This window comes from Natroniella sp. ANB-PHB2 (genome assembly GCF_046097105.1).
Lineage (GTDB): Bacteria > Bacillota > Halanaerobiia > Halobacteroidales > Halobacteroidaceae > Natroniella.
The window spans coordinates 677,924-693,226 of the sequence record NZ_CP175562.1; the positions used below are offsets into that span (position 1 = coordinate 677,924).

Annotated in this window: 14 protein-coding genes and 1 CRISPR repeat array; of the genes, 10 read left to right on the plus strand and 4 right to left on the minus strand. The window is 30.5% G+C overall.

What is annotated here, in order from left to right; all coding sequences use genetic code 11:
- The first annotated feature begins 2 nt into the window (after positions 1–2).
- The 5 genes from cas3 to cas4 are packed head-to-tail and all read left to right on the plus strand — an operon-like array spanning position 3 to position 5,126.
- A complete protein-coding gene (gene cas3, locus ACKF5P_RS03440; protein ID WP_408956095.1) occupies positions 3–2,513 on the plus strand; it encodes a CRISPR-associated helicase Cas3' in 2,511 nt (836 codons plus the stop codon).
- Positions 2,514–2,537: 24 nt separating this feature from the next.
- Positions 2,538–3,227: a CRISPR-associated endonuclease Cas6 gene (locus tag ACKF5P_RS03445; RefSeq protein ID WP_408956096.1), complete on the plus strand. Its 690-nt coding sequence runs from the start codon at positions 2,538–2,540 to the stop codon at positions 3,225–3,227.
- Between the two features lie 12 nt (positions 3,228–3,239).
- Positions 3,240–4,214, plus strand: a complete 975-nt coding sequence (cas1, locus tag ACKF5P_RS03450; RefSeq protein ID WP_408956097.1) for a CRISPR-associated endonuclease Cas1 — start codon at positions 3,240–3,242, stop codon at positions 4,212–4,214.
- A gap of 22 nt (positions 4,215–4,236) precedes the next feature.
- Entirely contained in the window at positions 4,237–4,527 is a 291-nt protein-coding gene (cas2, locus tag ACKF5P_RS03455) for a CRISPR-associated endonuclease Cas2 (protein ID WP_408956098.1), read from the plus strand.
- An 8-nt stretch (positions 4,528–4,535) separates the two neighbouring features.
- Entirely contained in the window at positions 4,536–5,126 is a 591-nt protein-coding gene (gene cas4 / locus ACKF5P_RS03460; protein ID WP_408956099.1) for a CRISPR-associated protein Cas4, read from the plus strand.
- Positions 5,127–5,407: 281 nt separating this feature from the next.
- Positions 5,408–7,901: a CRISPR direct-repeat array (repeat unit 37 nt; unit sequence GTATAATACCACAATCCACTAAAACAAGGATTGAAAC).
- 34 nt (positions 7,902–7,935) lie between these two features.
- Here the strand turns inward: cas4 and ACKF5P_RS03465 are convergent.
- Positions 7,936–8,586 carry a DUF3231 family protein gene (locus tag ACKF5P_RS03465; RefSeq protein ID WP_408956100.1) on the minus strand — a complete coding sequence of 217 codons (651 nt, stop codon included), beginning with the start codon at positions 8,584–8,586 and terminating at the stop codon, positions 7,936–7,938.
- Between the two features lie 284 nt (positions 8,587–8,870).
- Here ACKF5P_RS03465 and ACKF5P_RS03470 point away from each other — a divergent pair, with 284 nt between their 5' ends.
- Positions 8,871–10,004 (plus strand): IS4 family transposase, encoded by a 1,134-nt coding sequence (locus tag ACKF5P_RS03470; RefSeq protein ID WP_408955787.1) that lies wholly within the window; start codon positions 8,871–8,873, stop codon positions 10,002–10,004.
- A 180-nt stretch (positions 10,005–10,184) separates the two neighbouring features.
- Here the strand turns inward: ACKF5P_RS03470 and ACKF5P_RS03475 are convergent, their stop codons facing one another.
- The 3 genes from ACKF5P_RS03475 to ACKF5P_RS03485 all read right to left on the minus strand — a co-directional run bounded on the left by ACKF5P_RS03475 (position 10,185) and on the right by ACKF5P_RS03485 (position 11,393).
- Positions 10,185–10,412, minus strand: a complete 228-nt coding sequence (locus ACKF5P_RS03475; protein ID WP_408956101.1) for a hypothetical protein — start codon at positions 10,410–10,412, stop codon at positions 10,185–10,187.
- 312 nt (positions 10,413–10,724) lie between these two features.
- Positions 10,725–10,988 carry a hypothetical protein gene (locus ACKF5P_RS03480; protein WP_408956102.1) on the minus strand — a complete coding sequence of 88 codons (264 nt, stop codon included), beginning with the start codon at positions 10,986–10,988 and terminating at the stop codon, positions 10,725–10,727.
- Between the two features lie 138 nt (positions 10,989–11,126).
- A complete protein-coding gene (locus ACKF5P_RS03485; protein ID WP_408956103.1) occupies positions 11,127–11,393 on the minus strand; it encodes a hypothetical protein in 267 nt (88 codons plus the stop codon).
- Positions 11,394–11,590: 197 nt separating this feature from the next.
- Here ACKF5P_RS03485 and ACKF5P_RS03490 point away from each other — a divergent pair, with 197 nt between their 5' ends.
- The 4 genes from ACKF5P_RS03490 to ACKF5P_RS03505 all read left to right on the plus strand — a co-directional run bounded on the left by ACKF5P_RS03490 (position 11,591) and on the right by ACKF5P_RS03505 (position 14,947).
- Positions 11,591–11,977: a PadR family transcriptional regulator gene (locus tag ACKF5P_RS03490; RefSeq protein WP_408956104.1), complete on the plus strand. Its 387-nt coding sequence runs from the start codon at positions 11,591–11,593 to the stop codon at positions 11,975–11,977.
- 210 nt (positions 11,978–12,187) lie between these two features.
- Positions 12,188–12,346, plus strand: coding sequence for a rubredoxin (rd, locus tag ACKF5P_RS03495; protein ID WP_408956105.1), 159 nt, complete (start codon positions 12,188–12,190; stop codon positions 12,344–12,346).
- Positions 12,347–12,484: 138 nt separating this feature from the next.
- Positions 12,485–12,790, plus strand: coding sequence for a hypothetical protein (locus ACKF5P_RS03500; protein ID WP_408956106.1), 306 nt, complete (start codon positions 12,485–12,487; stop codon positions 12,788–12,790).
- A gap of 309 nt (positions 12,791–13,099) precedes the next feature.
- Complete coding sequence (locus ACKF5P_RS03505) at positions 13,100–14,947, plus strand: hypothetical protein (protein ID WP_408956107.1); 1,848 nt, start codon at positions 13,100–13,102, stop codon at positions 14,945–14,947.
- Positions 14,948–15,303: the final 356 nt, after the last annotated feature.

The window sequence follows — 15,303 nt, forward strand, 5'->3', positions numbered from 1 at the left end:
TGATGGATAAATTATATTCACATTATTCAAAAAATCATAAAAAAAGATTATTTATTCATTTAAAAAATGTCGCTAATAAAAGCAAGAATAAGATTTTAGCTAAGGGTTTGGACTTATCTTTGATTAAGCAGGGTGAATTGGCTAAGCTTAGTTATCTGATTGGGTTGGCTCATGACTTTGCTAAAGCGACAAGCTATTTTCAAAAATATCTTATCTATGGTGAGAATCATCAATATTCTCACCATGGTTTACTTTCTGCTTTATTTGCTTATGTCTTAGTAAATAGCTATTTTGATAATCAAATTTTTTCAATGATTGCTTATATGGTAGTTAAAAGACATCATGGCAATTTAGAGTCTCCTTTAGAAGAGCCAAATGATATTTTTTATCAAACAGAATATCAATTAGAGAATATTAAAACTAAGAATAGGGATAAGGTTAAAGAAATTTATAAGCAATTACTTTTAGATTTTGAGTTTGACTTTGAAGAATTATTGACTGATTTAACTGAAGTTGTTAGAGAAGAAGAAGATTTTATTGAGCAATTTGAAGAAATAGTCTTTTTTGAACTAGATGAAAATAAAGAAGATAAAGCAATTGAGTTATTTTTAATTACTAATCTACTCTACTCAGTTTTAATAGACACTGATAAAAAAGATGCTGCACTAGTAGATAATAGTTACTTTGCAGGTGGGATAGAAGAAAAAATAGATGTCAAAGACTATATTGCTGATTGTCGCAAAAGAGACCCTGAAAAGTTTGATCCTAAAAAAGAGATTAATCAGGCTAGAAATGAATTTTTAGCGGAGGTATTAAACAATCCTGAGCTGAAAAAGGAGAATTATCTCTATAGTTTAACAGCTCCGACAGGGATTGGAAAGACTTTTGCTTCTTTTTCTTTTGCTAATAAATTAAAAGGGTTTTATTCTGGGGGCAGAAGAATAATTTATTCTCTTCCCTTTACTTCTATTATTGATCAAAATTATGATGTTTTTGAGGATATTATAGAGTTTAATTTGGAAGATGAATATAGAAACTACCCGACTAAATATTTATTAAGACATCACTACCTTACTCCAATGCGGTTAAAGAAGAATGTTAACTTAAAGTATGATAGTGAAAAAACTAAAAATCTAGATAAATACCTTGAAGAAAAATTATTATTGGAGTCTTGGGAGTCAGGGAATATCGTTACTACTTTTGTGCAAGTTTTTGAAAGTATTATTGGAAATAAGAATAGTTATTTAAAGAAGTTTCATAATATCATCAATTCAATTATGATTTTAGATGAAGTGCAAAATATTCCACCTAAGTATTATAAAGTAGTGGGTAAGGTGCTTAAGGTTTTGGCCAAAAGATTTAATACAGACATCTTATTATTAACAGCTACTCAGCCTGAAATAATTCAAGGGGCTGATGTAGTTAGTTTAGTAGATGATAAAAAGTATGCTAAAGCTGATATTTTTGATAGGGTAAGATTAGAGATTGTAGATGATTTAAAAGAGAAAACTTTAGCAGAGTTTGTAGAGTATTTTGATTATAGCTTTAATAGTTATAGTGGTCTGATTGTTTGTAATACAATCAAGTCAGCTTTAAATTTATTTGAGAGTATTAATGATTTATTTTATGATTATGAAGTCTTTTCCTTGACTACTTATCAAATTCCAATAGATAGGAGAAATAAGATTGCTCAGATTCGAGAAAAGATTAAAGCAGGTAAGAAGATAATTGTAGTTTCTACGCAATTGATTGAAGCTGGGGTTGATTTGAGTTTTGCAGAAGTCTATCGAGATTTAGGGCCATTAGATTCAATTGTTCAGGTAGCAGGGAGATGTAATAGAAATGGAGAGTTAGCACCTAAAAAAGGCAGGGTTAAAATAATTCAGTTAAAACAAGATGATGATAGTAAGCCAGATTGTAAAAAAGTTTATGACCCAATCTTAATTCAATTTTGTAATCAAGTTTTAGAAGATAAGAAGAGTTATAGTGCTAAAGATTTTATTGACTTAAGTAAAGATTATTTTGCTGAAATTAGAAAAAAGGTAGAAAGGGAGAGTAAGCGGATTTTAAAAGCAATTAAAGAGCTAAACTATTCTAAAAGTGCAGATGGCCAAATCCCAATTAAAGATTTTGAATTGATTAAGGAGCAAGGTGGGAAGGAAGATATTATTATTTGCAAGGAAGAAGAGGATGAAGATGGTAATATAATAGATATTGAGCAGAAGATTGAAGAGTTATCAGTTTTATATGAAGAACTTAAAGAAGTTAATGGAGAGCAAGAAAGATTAAATTCTTTACTAGGACAAATAGAATTAATCAAAAAGGAATTAGCTCAATATAGGGTTAGCGTATATAGAAATCAATTAGAAAAGTATTATGAACATGATTTAATTGAGGGGTTTCGCTTTATTAAATATGTGACATATGAAAATCAGAAAGAGTATTTATATTCAGAAGAGATAGGTTTTCTTGAAGAACCTAAAAAAGAATTTCAGACTACTTTATTTATTTAAACTACAATAGAAGGAGAATTAGTTATGCCAGAGATTAAACAAGCTATTTTAAAATTCAGTTTAGAAGAAGAGCTATCATTAAACTATGGCCATAAATTAAGAGGCTTTTTTGCCAATCAATTTGAAGATATTCTATTTCATCATCATAAAGAAGATGGGGGTTATAGATATGCCTATCCTTTGATTCAGTATAAAATAATTAGTGGTAAGCCAACGGTAATAGGATTAGAAGAAGGGGCAGAGTTAATAATAGAAAATTTTCTTGATATAGATAGGTTACTGTTAGGAGATAAGGAATTTATTAATCCCGAGGGAAGATTAGAGGTTAGAGATGAAGAGCTAGAAGTTATTACTGATTTAGAGATGCTTAAATTTAAGTACAGTTTTTATTCTCCTTGGCTGGGACTTAATCAGAAGAATTATAAACGATATTCAAGAGAAATTAAGAAGGCTAGTCCAGATAAGCAACGAGATTTCTTTAAAAGGATTTTAATTGGTAATATATTAGCCTTTGCTAAGGGGGTTAACTGGTATGTTGAAGAAAACATCAAACTCATTCCTGATTTAGAGGCTATTGAAGTTAAGTTTAAGAATCAAAGGATGATCGGTTTTGTTGGAGATTTTTATTCAAATGCCTCTTTACCAGAGTATATTGGATTGGGGAATTCAACTGCTCGTGGTTTTGGAACTCTTTTGAAAGAAGAATTGATTTAAGAAGGTGATTAGATGCAATTGGTAATTAATACTTATGGGAGTTATTTGCATAAGGCTAAAGGCTGTTTTGAGCTGAAGACTGAAGATAAAAAGACGAAGATATCTACTAAGAAGGTAGATTCGATCTTGATCACTACAGGTGCTTCGATTAGCACTGATGCAATTAAGTTGGCCCTTGATAATAATATCGAGATTCAATTTTTAGACAAGTATGGTCAATCAGTGGGGAAGGTTTGGCATTCTAAGTTGGGGAGTACAACCTATATTAGGCGAAGGCAATTGGAAATAGCAGATAGTGAGGAAGGAACTGAGCTTGTTAAGGATCTGATCTTACAAAAGATAGAGAATTGTATAGCTCATTTAGAAGATTTAGCAATCAGAAGAAGTGAGGAGAAGGAGAAGTATATTAAGAAGAAGGTTAAGGAAATAAAGAGTTTAAAAAAGAAGTTGAAAAAAGTAACTGGCGATATAGAGAGTGTTAGAAGTAGATTGATGGGCTATGAAGGTAATGTAGGAAAGAATTATTTTGCTACTTTAAGCTATTTAATACCTGATAGATATAATTTTTCGGGGAGGAGTTTTCGTCCTGCTGAAGATGAGTTTAACTGTCTATTAAATTATGGGTATGGAGTTTTGTATTCTAAGGTTGAAAAGGCTTGTATCATTGCTGGACTAGACCCCTACGTAGGGATTCTTCATACAGATGGTTATAATAAAAAATCATTTGTTTTTGATATTATTGAGCCTTATCGCCATCATATTGATAGAATAGTGATGAAGTTATTCGGTAAAAAGCAGGTTAGGAAAGCACAGTTTGATGAAATTCATGGTGGGTTAACTTTAAATGAAGAGGGTAAGAAGTTATTAATTAAGAGTTTGAATCAATATTTTGATCAACGGGTTAGATATGGTGGTAGGGAAATTAGGATTGAAGATACCATTCAATCTGATCTGCATAAATTGGCTAACCAGTTGATTGGTGATTAATATAAAGTTAGGGGGAAGTAGAATGTTAGTCTGGTTTGTATATGATATTGTTGAAGATAAGCCTAGACGTAAGATTTCTGATAAGGCAATTGAATTGGGATTGAAGAGGGTTCAAAAATCAGTTTTTTTAGGCAAAGTAGAAGAAAGTGTTGCAGATGAATTAGCATTATATTCTGAAAATCTAATTAATCCTGAGGAGGATTCTGTGTATATGTTTCCTATGTGCCAACAGGATTTTAAAAAGATTGAATTGATAGGCCAAGCTTTTGATAAGGCAATGGCTAATGATGAGATCAAGACTCTATTTTTGTAGGTGGTAGAATGGAAAAAGGGATAAGCATTACTCCATCTGAAGTGATAGAATATCTGTATTGTCCACGCTTTATTTATTTTATGCTTTATTTGAAGATTCCTCAAAAGGAAGAGCAAAGATATAAGGTTCAATTGGGCAGGGAGGTTCATGAGCGAAAGAGTAAGACTAATAAAGAGTATTTACGCAAAAAGATTGGGGTAGAAAAGAAATTAATTGAGCAGAAGTTAAGCTCTGAAAAGTATGGTATTCATGGAATTGTAGATGAGATATTATTTTTAGAGGATGGTTCTGCTGCTTCATTAGATTATAAATTTGCTAAATATAAGGATAGATTATTTAAAACTTATAAGTATCAAGCTGTAATGTATAGTATGTTGATTGTGGATAATTATGGTATTGAGGTTAATAGAGCTTATCTTGTTTATACTAGAAGTAGTAATAAATTAAAAGAGTTTCCAATTACAGAAGGTGACTTTTTAGAGCTGGATCAGATTTTGCAGCAGATAATTAAGATTATAGATAAAGGGTACTATCCTCAGGGGACATCTTATAAGAAACGATGTAGAGATTGTTGTTATCGGAATATTTGTGTTAAATAGCTTTATATCTTAGGGATAAGGTTGACTTATTAGGATAAATCTAGTAAAATAAAAGTAAGTGATTGGCGATTATTTATTTATAAAGCCACAAAATTATTGATGAATAAATATACGAACTTTGATAAGCCCTATGATATCAAGATTAAGCAAGGGTATAAATTAACGGCATTTTATTGGTATCCTCCTGTTTTGCATAAATATACGAGATAGAAATGGAGGAGTTATCATATCAATAAATGCCGATGAAGCCTTGATGTGATAGGGTTATTTTCTTCTGACGGGTATAATACCACAATCCACTAAAACAAGGATTGAAACTGTATATGTCAGAGGGGGATAGACTAGATTGGGGTCTAGTATAATACCACAATCCACTAAAACAAGGATTGAAACTGAAAGGCAAGGTTGACGTCCAAGAGTTGAATCAGTATAATACCACAATCCACTAAAACAAGGATTGAAACACCAATCCATCATTTATGAACTTTGGAACAAAATTGTATAATACCACAATCCACTAAAACAAGGATTGAAACATCTGACTAGTGAAGATTTGGAGCATTATGATGGTGGGTATAATACCACAATCCACTAAAACAAGGATTGAAACTTGCTAATATGGTCGAGCCAGAAGGTGAGAAAGTTGAGTATAATACCACAATCCACTAAAACAAGGATTGAAACACTGAAATTGATTGCATACCAATTTTCGTTCCATGATGTATAATACCACAATCCACTAAAACAAGGATTGAAACTTAGACTATTATATATTATATTATTACGAGGGACATTATTGGTATAATACCACAATCCACTAAAACAAGGATTGAAACAGTCAAGATTAGAATATAACGCCTTAATTCTTACATTAGTATAATACCACAATCCACTAAAACAAGGATTGAAACACAATTTAGCATTAGCTTTCAAATCTTCGTCATATCTAAGTATAATACCACAATCCACTAAAACAAGGATTGAAACCTAAGCTACTTAACACAATTAGCGACAGACGAGGAATGGGTATAATACCACAATCCACTAAAACAAGGATTGAAACATGTTGCTGCACAAATTAGCGAGTCATCCCAAGATGAAAAGTATAATACCACAATCCACTAAAACAAGGATTGAAACAGCATTTCGTTTGTCGCACTTGACCCCTTCTTCTATGGTATAATACCACAATCCACTAAAACAAGGATTGAAACATTATGGAGATATGAAAGGTGTAGGTGATAGTAGAATTAAGTATAATACCACAATCCACTAAAACAAGGATTGAAACATTGATAAAGCACTTTTCGAAACTCTTTATAGTTCTGTATAATACCACAATCCACTAAAACAAGGATTGAAACATTAAATATTCATGTAGCCCCATCACTCCCATCCCAACTTTTCGTATAATACCACAATCCACTAAAACAAGGATTGAAACTTGAAAACCTGAAGCCCAAACTTAATTGTTCTAGTAGTATAATACCACAATCCACTAAAACAAGGATTGAAACAACAGTATGACCAGCTGGAGACACTGGACAATGGAAAGTATAATACCACAATCCACTAAAACAAGGATTGAAACAGTAAATTACATTCTCTTTTAAGCTCTAAATCCCGCACAGTATAATACCACAATCCACTAAAACAAGGATTGAAACTCAGCACTATCATAAAAAGTGAACTCTATAGATACATGTATAATACCACAATCCACTAAAACAAGGATTGAAACAATAAACAAAGTTGAGCTAAAATCAATAAAAGAGGAGTATAATACCACAATCCACTAAAACAAGGATTGAAACGAGATGTCTGATTTTGAATTGAAAGACAGAATTTTTGGTATAATACCACAATCCACTAAAACAAGGATTGAAACCCTAAGAGATGGTGATGGAACTACTTATAATAGTATTGGTATAATACCACAATCCACTAAAACAAGGATTGAAACGACATAATTCGCCAAAGGAGGTAATGGTTATATGAGTATAATACCACAATCCACTAAAACAAGGATTGAAACTGCAATAAAACTGGTTAATTATGCAAGAATAGGGGGGTATAATACCACAATCCACTAAAACAAGGATTGAAACTTTCTTGCTTTAATTCCTCGATTTCTTATATCCGATCGTATAATACCACAATCCACTAAAACAAGGATTGAAACAACTCTTGGAAGCCAGGCACACCTACAAGAAGGGTGAAGTATAATACCACAATCCACTAAAACAAGGATTGAAACTGAAAACTGATGATGATATTATTATTATTGATCCCGAAAGGTATAATACCACAATCCACTAAAACAAGGATTGAAACAGCAAATATAAGCAAAAAAATCTAGGAGGTTGATAAGTATAATACCACAATCCACTAAAACAAGGATTGAAACACTGCCATGTTACCATCTGTGATAATTATAAAATCAGTATAATACCACAATCCACTAAAACAAGGATTGAAACAAAAAATAATTGTTAATAAATCCGTCTTGGTTAATGTATAATACCACAATCCACTAAAACAAGGATTGAAACTGAAAACTGATGATGATATTATTATTATTGATCCCGAAAGGTATAATACCACAATCCACTAAAACAAGGATTGAAACTTGCAAAATCTATTCACGCAGCTGCCGAATTGCAAAGTATAATACCACAATCCACTAAAACAAGGATTGAAACAACTCAATGAGGAACGCAAAAAAAATTTTTGCTCTTGTATAATACCACAATCCACTAAAACAAGGATTGAAACTAATTATCAGATATAAAATATATTTTTATATCCATTAGCTTTGTTTGTATTTAAGAGTTAAACGACTCCAGCCTTTTGCCTTTCCATATTTAATTAACTTATTGAATATATCAACTTCTTTTTTATATAGTTGGTTAAGGAAAGTTCTTAAATCATCATTTGTTACTGTTTCTATGATCGATCTAATGTGTAAAGTTATGGAATCTCTAATTCCTTGCAAAATTATTCGATAGATAAAGGTATCAGTTATGGCTTCTGGATCTATATTTACTTTTTGGTGTGCAGGTGCTGCGTCAGGTAGTGGAACTTCAAATTTTTGTGCTTTCTTTTCAAGTGTTCCAATCTGTTTTTGAAGTGTTGAATCACCATCTTTAATAATTTGTTTAAAATTTGGGTCAGGAACAAATTCTAAAAAGAGTGCAGTAAGTTGTTGCTGGTCATATCTTAAAGCAAGAAGTTCAGATAAATGAGATCCCTCACTTGCTGCTAATTTTTCTTTAGTAGTTGGTTTATAAGTTTTAAATTTAGGGGCTAGATCTGTCCAACCTTTTAATTTGGCGTATTTATGAAGCTTATTATAATCTTTTAAATGACTACTGACAAAGTCTATAAATTGATCTCTTAAAGTATCATTAAAGGTACTGCTAGCTATAGTTCGATTTAATGAATATAATTCAGCTATCATATCTGAATTGACTCTTCTGAAAATATGTTTATCAGTTATTGCATTAATCTGAGCAGAAAATTTGATGTTTTTTGGTGGTTTAGAGGGAACAGGAACATTAAATTCTTCACTCAGCTGTTCTAGAATTTTTATTTGGTTGTTATATTTTCTGATATGGTGATCAAGTCACTAGCGTTGCATCGAAATTTTAGATGAAATATCCATTGAAAAATAAAAACTCCTTTGATTAAATGGATAGGTGTGTGTCCCGCACAAAATCCATAAAATTAAAGGAGAATGAAATTATGAATAATTGTATCACACCATTAAATAAATTTCTAGATGTAATTGGCAAAAACTTTTTGGATAACTTGGTAGATAAATATAATTCTGATTATAAAGTGCATAAGCTGACAACTAAAACTCACCTAATGTATCTGCTTTACTTTCACCTTAGTCAAAAAGAAAGTCTAGAAGACTTTGTCACTGACTTAGAAAGTAATGAAGGATTAAAGAAAATATTGCCACAAATAAGTGTTTCCCAATTATCACGAAAAAATAAAGATAGACCTTATGAAATATTCTTTGAAATTTTCCAACACTTATTTAGTAAACTTAAAGGTAAAGTGGGATTACGCAAAGCTTTAAAAGAGATTGGTTCAGTGAAAATTATAGACTCATCAACAATCAGTTTATGTTTATCATCATTTCCTTGGGCTAAGTTTAGAAAAACTAAAGGTGGAATTAAACTCCATACCTTATATGATCTAAATACTGAAGCTCCAGAGAATATAATAATCAGTAATGCTATTGTTCATGATAAAGAAGTCTTTGATAACCTATCTTTAAATCCTAGTTACACCTATATTTTTGATAGAGCTTATATTGACTATCAAAAGTTTGATGATTTTGTTGAGGATGATATCTATTTTATAACTAGGTCTAAATCTAATGCTAAAATTGAAACTGTTAGAACAGTAAAACTGACTGATAAAGATAAAAAAGCAAATGTTCTATTAGATGCTACTGTCATTTTAGGTAAATATAATACAGAGAAAAGAATGAAACATAAATTGAGACTAATTAAAGTTAAAACTATTGATAGAGATGGTAATGATAAAGAAATTAAGATTTTAACTAATCGTTTTGATCTACCAGCTCATATAATAGCTCAGTTATATAAGGAACGCTGGGAAATAGAGTTATTCTTTAAGTGGATCAAACAACATCTTAAAATCAAAAGATTCTTTGGTCAAAATAAAAATGCCGTTTTAACTCAAATTTATAGTGCTGTAGTTTTACTTTTAATTTTAAAATTGATTAAAAAACAAATTAAGTTTAAAGGTTCTTTACTTAAACTGACTAGAATAATCAAATATTCTATACTCAGAACTATTAATAGCACATTTAGCTGGGAAAATTGGATCATGAATAGTTAATTTTAAATAATCTTCTATTCAACTTTAGAGTATTATAATTTCTAAGTTCAATATGTTCCATATATTGATTTTAGATGCTATATTGGTAATTATGAATTAGAAAATTATAATTTTAGCTAATCCAAATTTTCAATTTTAGATTTATTTTTTTCAAATAAATCAAACACTTAAATTTATTAATTAATGATTATTACCTGAATTTAACAATGCAACGCTAGTGTGATCAAGTAATAACTCAAGATCACGATCATGGACAAAATTTTTATAAAGTTGATTGGTCTCTCTACTTGTATATCTGACTCGTAATGAATCCCATAGATTATAAGCCTCCGCTGTAGATAGTTCTGGTTGATTGGTGATCGATTTTTTGAATAATCTTGTTGGGTTTAAAAAATCAGAAATTTTCATTCAAAGTTCCTCCTATCGAGTATTAGTATTCCTTAAGCCGAAAAATAAATGTAATATTTTTTAGCTTAATTAGACTCAAAAAATAAGGATAAAAGGCTTTGGTAGTGTTAAAAATTTAATGATGATATAAATATTTATTTGATTTTTAAAGAAGAGTTGATTAATTTAGCTGAAACCTTAGGCATTATAAGAGTGTTGAGTAGATAAGAAGATATTTTCATTACATTTTAACCGAGTGTTATAAGAATTCAACCTAGTAGTAAAAAGTAACTCATAAAAATAGACCAGCTAAAACTGGTCTATTTTTATGAGTTACTTTTTTGAATCATCTTTTTGGCCCATATCGACTAAATCCTTAGCGATTTCGGCTTGGTATTCTTGAGTAATCCAGCCAAATAAAGCTGGCATACTGTGTCCTTCAGGGTATCCTTTTGGATTTTCGTTTGAATCTTGGTATGAGCCTAATTCTTGTTCAATTATATTTTTACTTTTGGCCCATTTATTAGCTGGATTTCTGGGACTATCACCTTCAACAGAGGAATGATTAATTTCATTTTTTTGGCGTTGGTCAGTCATTATCTAACCTCCTTTATCTTTTTATAGTTTGAACATAATTTATTAGCATTATAATAAGTAAAAAATTACATTAATTTGATTAAGGAGGGTTAGATTTTAAATCAATTAAAAAAACACCTCTAATTAGAGGTGTTTTTATTAACTATTAAATTGTCTATTTTGCTTACAAGCGAAAAACATATTAGTAAGCTCATTATAAACTCTTTTAAAATCTTTAGCTTCTTCTTTTTTTAAATTTGCTTTAATGAAATAATGCTTTCGACCATGTTGGTCAATTTCATCAGATAAAAAGACTTTGTTACTTCCAAATTTATTTTGTAAAGTTTTGGCTGTCTTTTCTAATGCATTTTTATAGCTGCTAGTTTTAGAAAATCGATAGCTTGAAATTCTTTCTTTAATCCACATATTAATTTATCCTCCTTCTTATAGTACGAATGTTTTTTTATCCTAAGTACAATATTCTAGTTGATGGATTATTTTCCTGCAAAGAATTAATATTTTTATGATTTTTTGCAGGAGAAGAGGAAGAATTATCTAAATTATAATATAAACTGGTTATAATTTAGTCAGTTATGACTAAATTAATATAAAGGGGGAGTCAAATGTCTAAGTACAAAGGAAAATTAAATCGCCAATTTCCTGCTAAGATTAGTACAACTGCTTTTACTTCTATTTATATCCTACACTTAATGGACAAATATGGTAAAATGTATGGACAAAAGATTTTGGATACTATCAACCAGCAGATGGGAACGCGCTGGAAACCTTCACGGGGGATGGTCTATCCTTTGTTGAGGGAGATGGAAGAGGAAGGATATTTGAAGGCATGGTGGGATGAACCAGATAAGAGATCAATTCGTTATTATCGGTTGACTGAAAAAGGTGCAGAGCATTTAGAGAAGATGAAAAGCAAATATAAATCATCCTTTAGAGATGCTAGAAAGATAGTAGATACTGTTATTGAAGAGATTTATGATAGTCAAATTTGATATTTGAGTAAAATGTAGCAAAAGATAGAGTTTTATGGTTGACAAAATAAGAACTATATTTTATAATAAAGGTCAACAATTGAGTGGTAAAAGATATTGGTTTATTATAGTTTGCCTAAGTTAAATTAATTAATGGTATAAAAGATTTAAGTTAAGTTAAAACTATTACATATTAATTACTTAAGCAAATCAAGAAAGGGGAGATGGTTAATGGCTAAATATGAATGTACAGTTTGTGGGTATGTCTATGATCCTGAAGCTGGAGATCCAGATAATGGAGTTGAACCAGGAACTGCTTTTGAAGATTTGCCTGATGATTGGGAATGTCCATTGTGTGGAGTAGGAAAGGAAATGTTTGAAGAAGTTTAATTAATAATAAAGAGTCGGGAAACCGACTCTTTTTTCTATATAAGCTAAAATAATCTTTTGATCAATTTATAGATAAGAGATTTGATTAATAAATTTGAGCTAGGTTAGAAATAATAAGGTTGAGGGGGGAATAAAGTAATGAGACTTGATCGAGATACAAGAATGAATGGTGTAATAGATGGAGATTATTGTCTGTGTGTAGCTCGTAATATGCTGGATACCTTCCAAGAAGCTGAGTTAGAGAATGATGGATTTAATAGTTTAGAAATGCTAATGATCAAGACATTATTTGATGATATTTTTGAAAATAATATCAAAAACAACTATAAAACTGGACGAGATAATATTGCTAGTCTATTAGCTGGAGTGGGATCAGATAATCTAAATGAATCAGCTGATAGAGATGTTATCAGTTTATTTGATTTTTTGGATCAAAACAATTAAAAAGTGGGAGGTAACTCTCCCATTCCTCCCTCAAAAATATTTATAGTACTAATTGATCTATTTTTAGTATAAAAGGCTCCACCAACGTTATAAGGATTACTTATGTTTTACACTTGATTTAGCTATTAAGTGGGAATTATAGTTATAAGTAAAAGAAGACCTATTATTTTGAGAGAATTTTGATTGTGATTCAAATTAAAGTAAGGTATACTAATAATAAGAATAGTAATTTTATCTATCAAATAAATTTTATTCAAAGCTAACCATAAAACAACTCATAATTAAAAAATGTAAAGGAGGAGGTAAAAGATGAGATTAAAGGGAAAGGTATTTTATTTAGTAATGTTGGTTGTATTGTTAAGTTTTGTTTTGACTGGCTGCTTTGGTGGTGAGGATGTTGCTGAATTAACTGTCCAAGTTAGGGATTTAGAGACTGAAGAGGAAGTAGAAGCAGAAGTAACAGTTTTCAAAGAAGGTTATGAAACAACAGAGCAAGGCAGTAATGTTCAATTTGGAGAGTTTCCAACTGGAGAGTATGAATTGAAAGTAGAAGCAGATGGGTACGAAACTAATGAAGGTGTTGTTGTATTAGAAGAAGAGGCTTCAATTTTTACTGTAGAATTAGAAAAGATTGTAGATGAAGCATCTGTAGAACAAACAGAAGAAAAGGAAGAAGTGGTAGATAAAGAGAAAGAAAAAGCTGAGAAAATAGAAGAAGAGGTTGAAAAGGTTGATTTAAGCTTGAGACTTTTTGATATTAATCAAAATGAGTTAGAAACAGAGGTTAGTTTGAAATTAGATGGAAAATTAAAGGATGAAGCGAGTGGAATTGAGGTAATATTTGAAGATTTAAAACCTGGTGATTATAAGATTGAAGTTGAACGAGAGGGGTATGATAAATTAATTAAAGAAATTAATTTAGGTGCAAAGGATAAAGAGTTGGATTTAAATATTGAAGGTGGAGCTGTACAACAGTATTTCTCTTTAGAAGGGGGAGAAGAGGTTGTAATTGAAGATTTAGCTGCTGATGAAGAAGCAATTATCGGTATTTTTAATTCGAACTTGGGTGCTTATGAACCTACGTTTGATCTAGATAATGAGTTGGAAAGATTAGCAAAGGTTGAATATGATGTTAGAAAGAGAGGTCTTGAGCTAGCTAAAGAGTATGGAACTGAGTTTGCTGTTAGTGAATCAAATTATTCTTTAGGACAAGCTAAAGAATTTAAGATTTCTGATGATGTTAAGGAAGGGACTGTCACGGCTACTTTAGATGCAATAGGAGATCATATTTATCTCTTTGTTGATTTAGAAGAAGAGATAGATTCTAAAAAGTTAGAGCGGTTGGTTAAAGAGTTTGATAATAATATTTATCCTTTATTAGCTAGAGAAGAAGGAGTAGATGAGGTTGTAGTTTTATTGAGCGAATTTGATAGTCCATATATTACAAGTTATTTTGATCCTGCTGATTTATATGCTGAGCAGGGCAATGAGGAGTTTATGTTCTATTTAAATTCTACAAGAGAAGAAAATACTCTTTTATCTTCTGCTGTTCGTCAATATCAGCATTTGAATTTCTATTTAGAGAAGGTAGCTATAGATCGGAATGTAAATGATGTTTGGATTGATGAAGGGTTGGCCCATGCTGCTCAGATTTTAGCTGGATATATTGATAGTGAGTATGAAGGTTGGTCAGATAAAGCAGGAAATGGTTGGCTATATGATGATGATTTTGGATATTTAAATAATACAGAAAAAGTTGATTTGTTAGTACATGATGGAAGTTTATATTTTTCAGGAGCTGCATCATTATTTGTTAGTTATCTATATGATCAATATGGGGTTGAGCTTATTGACTCTATTGTAGTTGCTGAAGAAGATCCAAGAGTTGTGATTGAGGAATATACTGGAAAAGATTTTATTAAGGTTTATACTAACTGGATAACTGCTAATGTTGTTGATTCAATACCTGAGATAGATAATAGAAGATATAATTACTCTGTTTTTGATTTACAAGAAATTCCTGGATTTAGTGAGCGGTTTAGTGCTCTAGGAGTTAATTATATTAAGGTTGAAGGTGAAGGGGAGACTGTTAAGTTTGAAATTCCAGCAGAGTTTGGAGAAGATTTAGGGGTAGTAGTTATTAATAGAAAGAAATAATTTTAAGATAAGTTAAAAAGGGCCAACCTCTAGAGGTTGGCCCTTTTTTTTATGAAATTATATTTTAGTTAAAAGCTTTCGTTGTTGAAATTGTTAGTAGGATAAGTGTTAAATAATTCACCACCCATTAATAATAGGATAAGAAGTAATAGAATAATTAGCTCAAAGCCTTCAAAATTATAAAGTCCCATTATGTATCCCTCCTTTTGAATATTAATTTATATTATTATATAAATAATTGATTATATTTGTGAAAGAATTTAATTTAGCAAAAGAGTTGTTATGGCTTAAAAATAATTAAACTTATTAATTTTTAAATACTAATTTCAAATTTGTAAATAATAATAGTAGTTAGA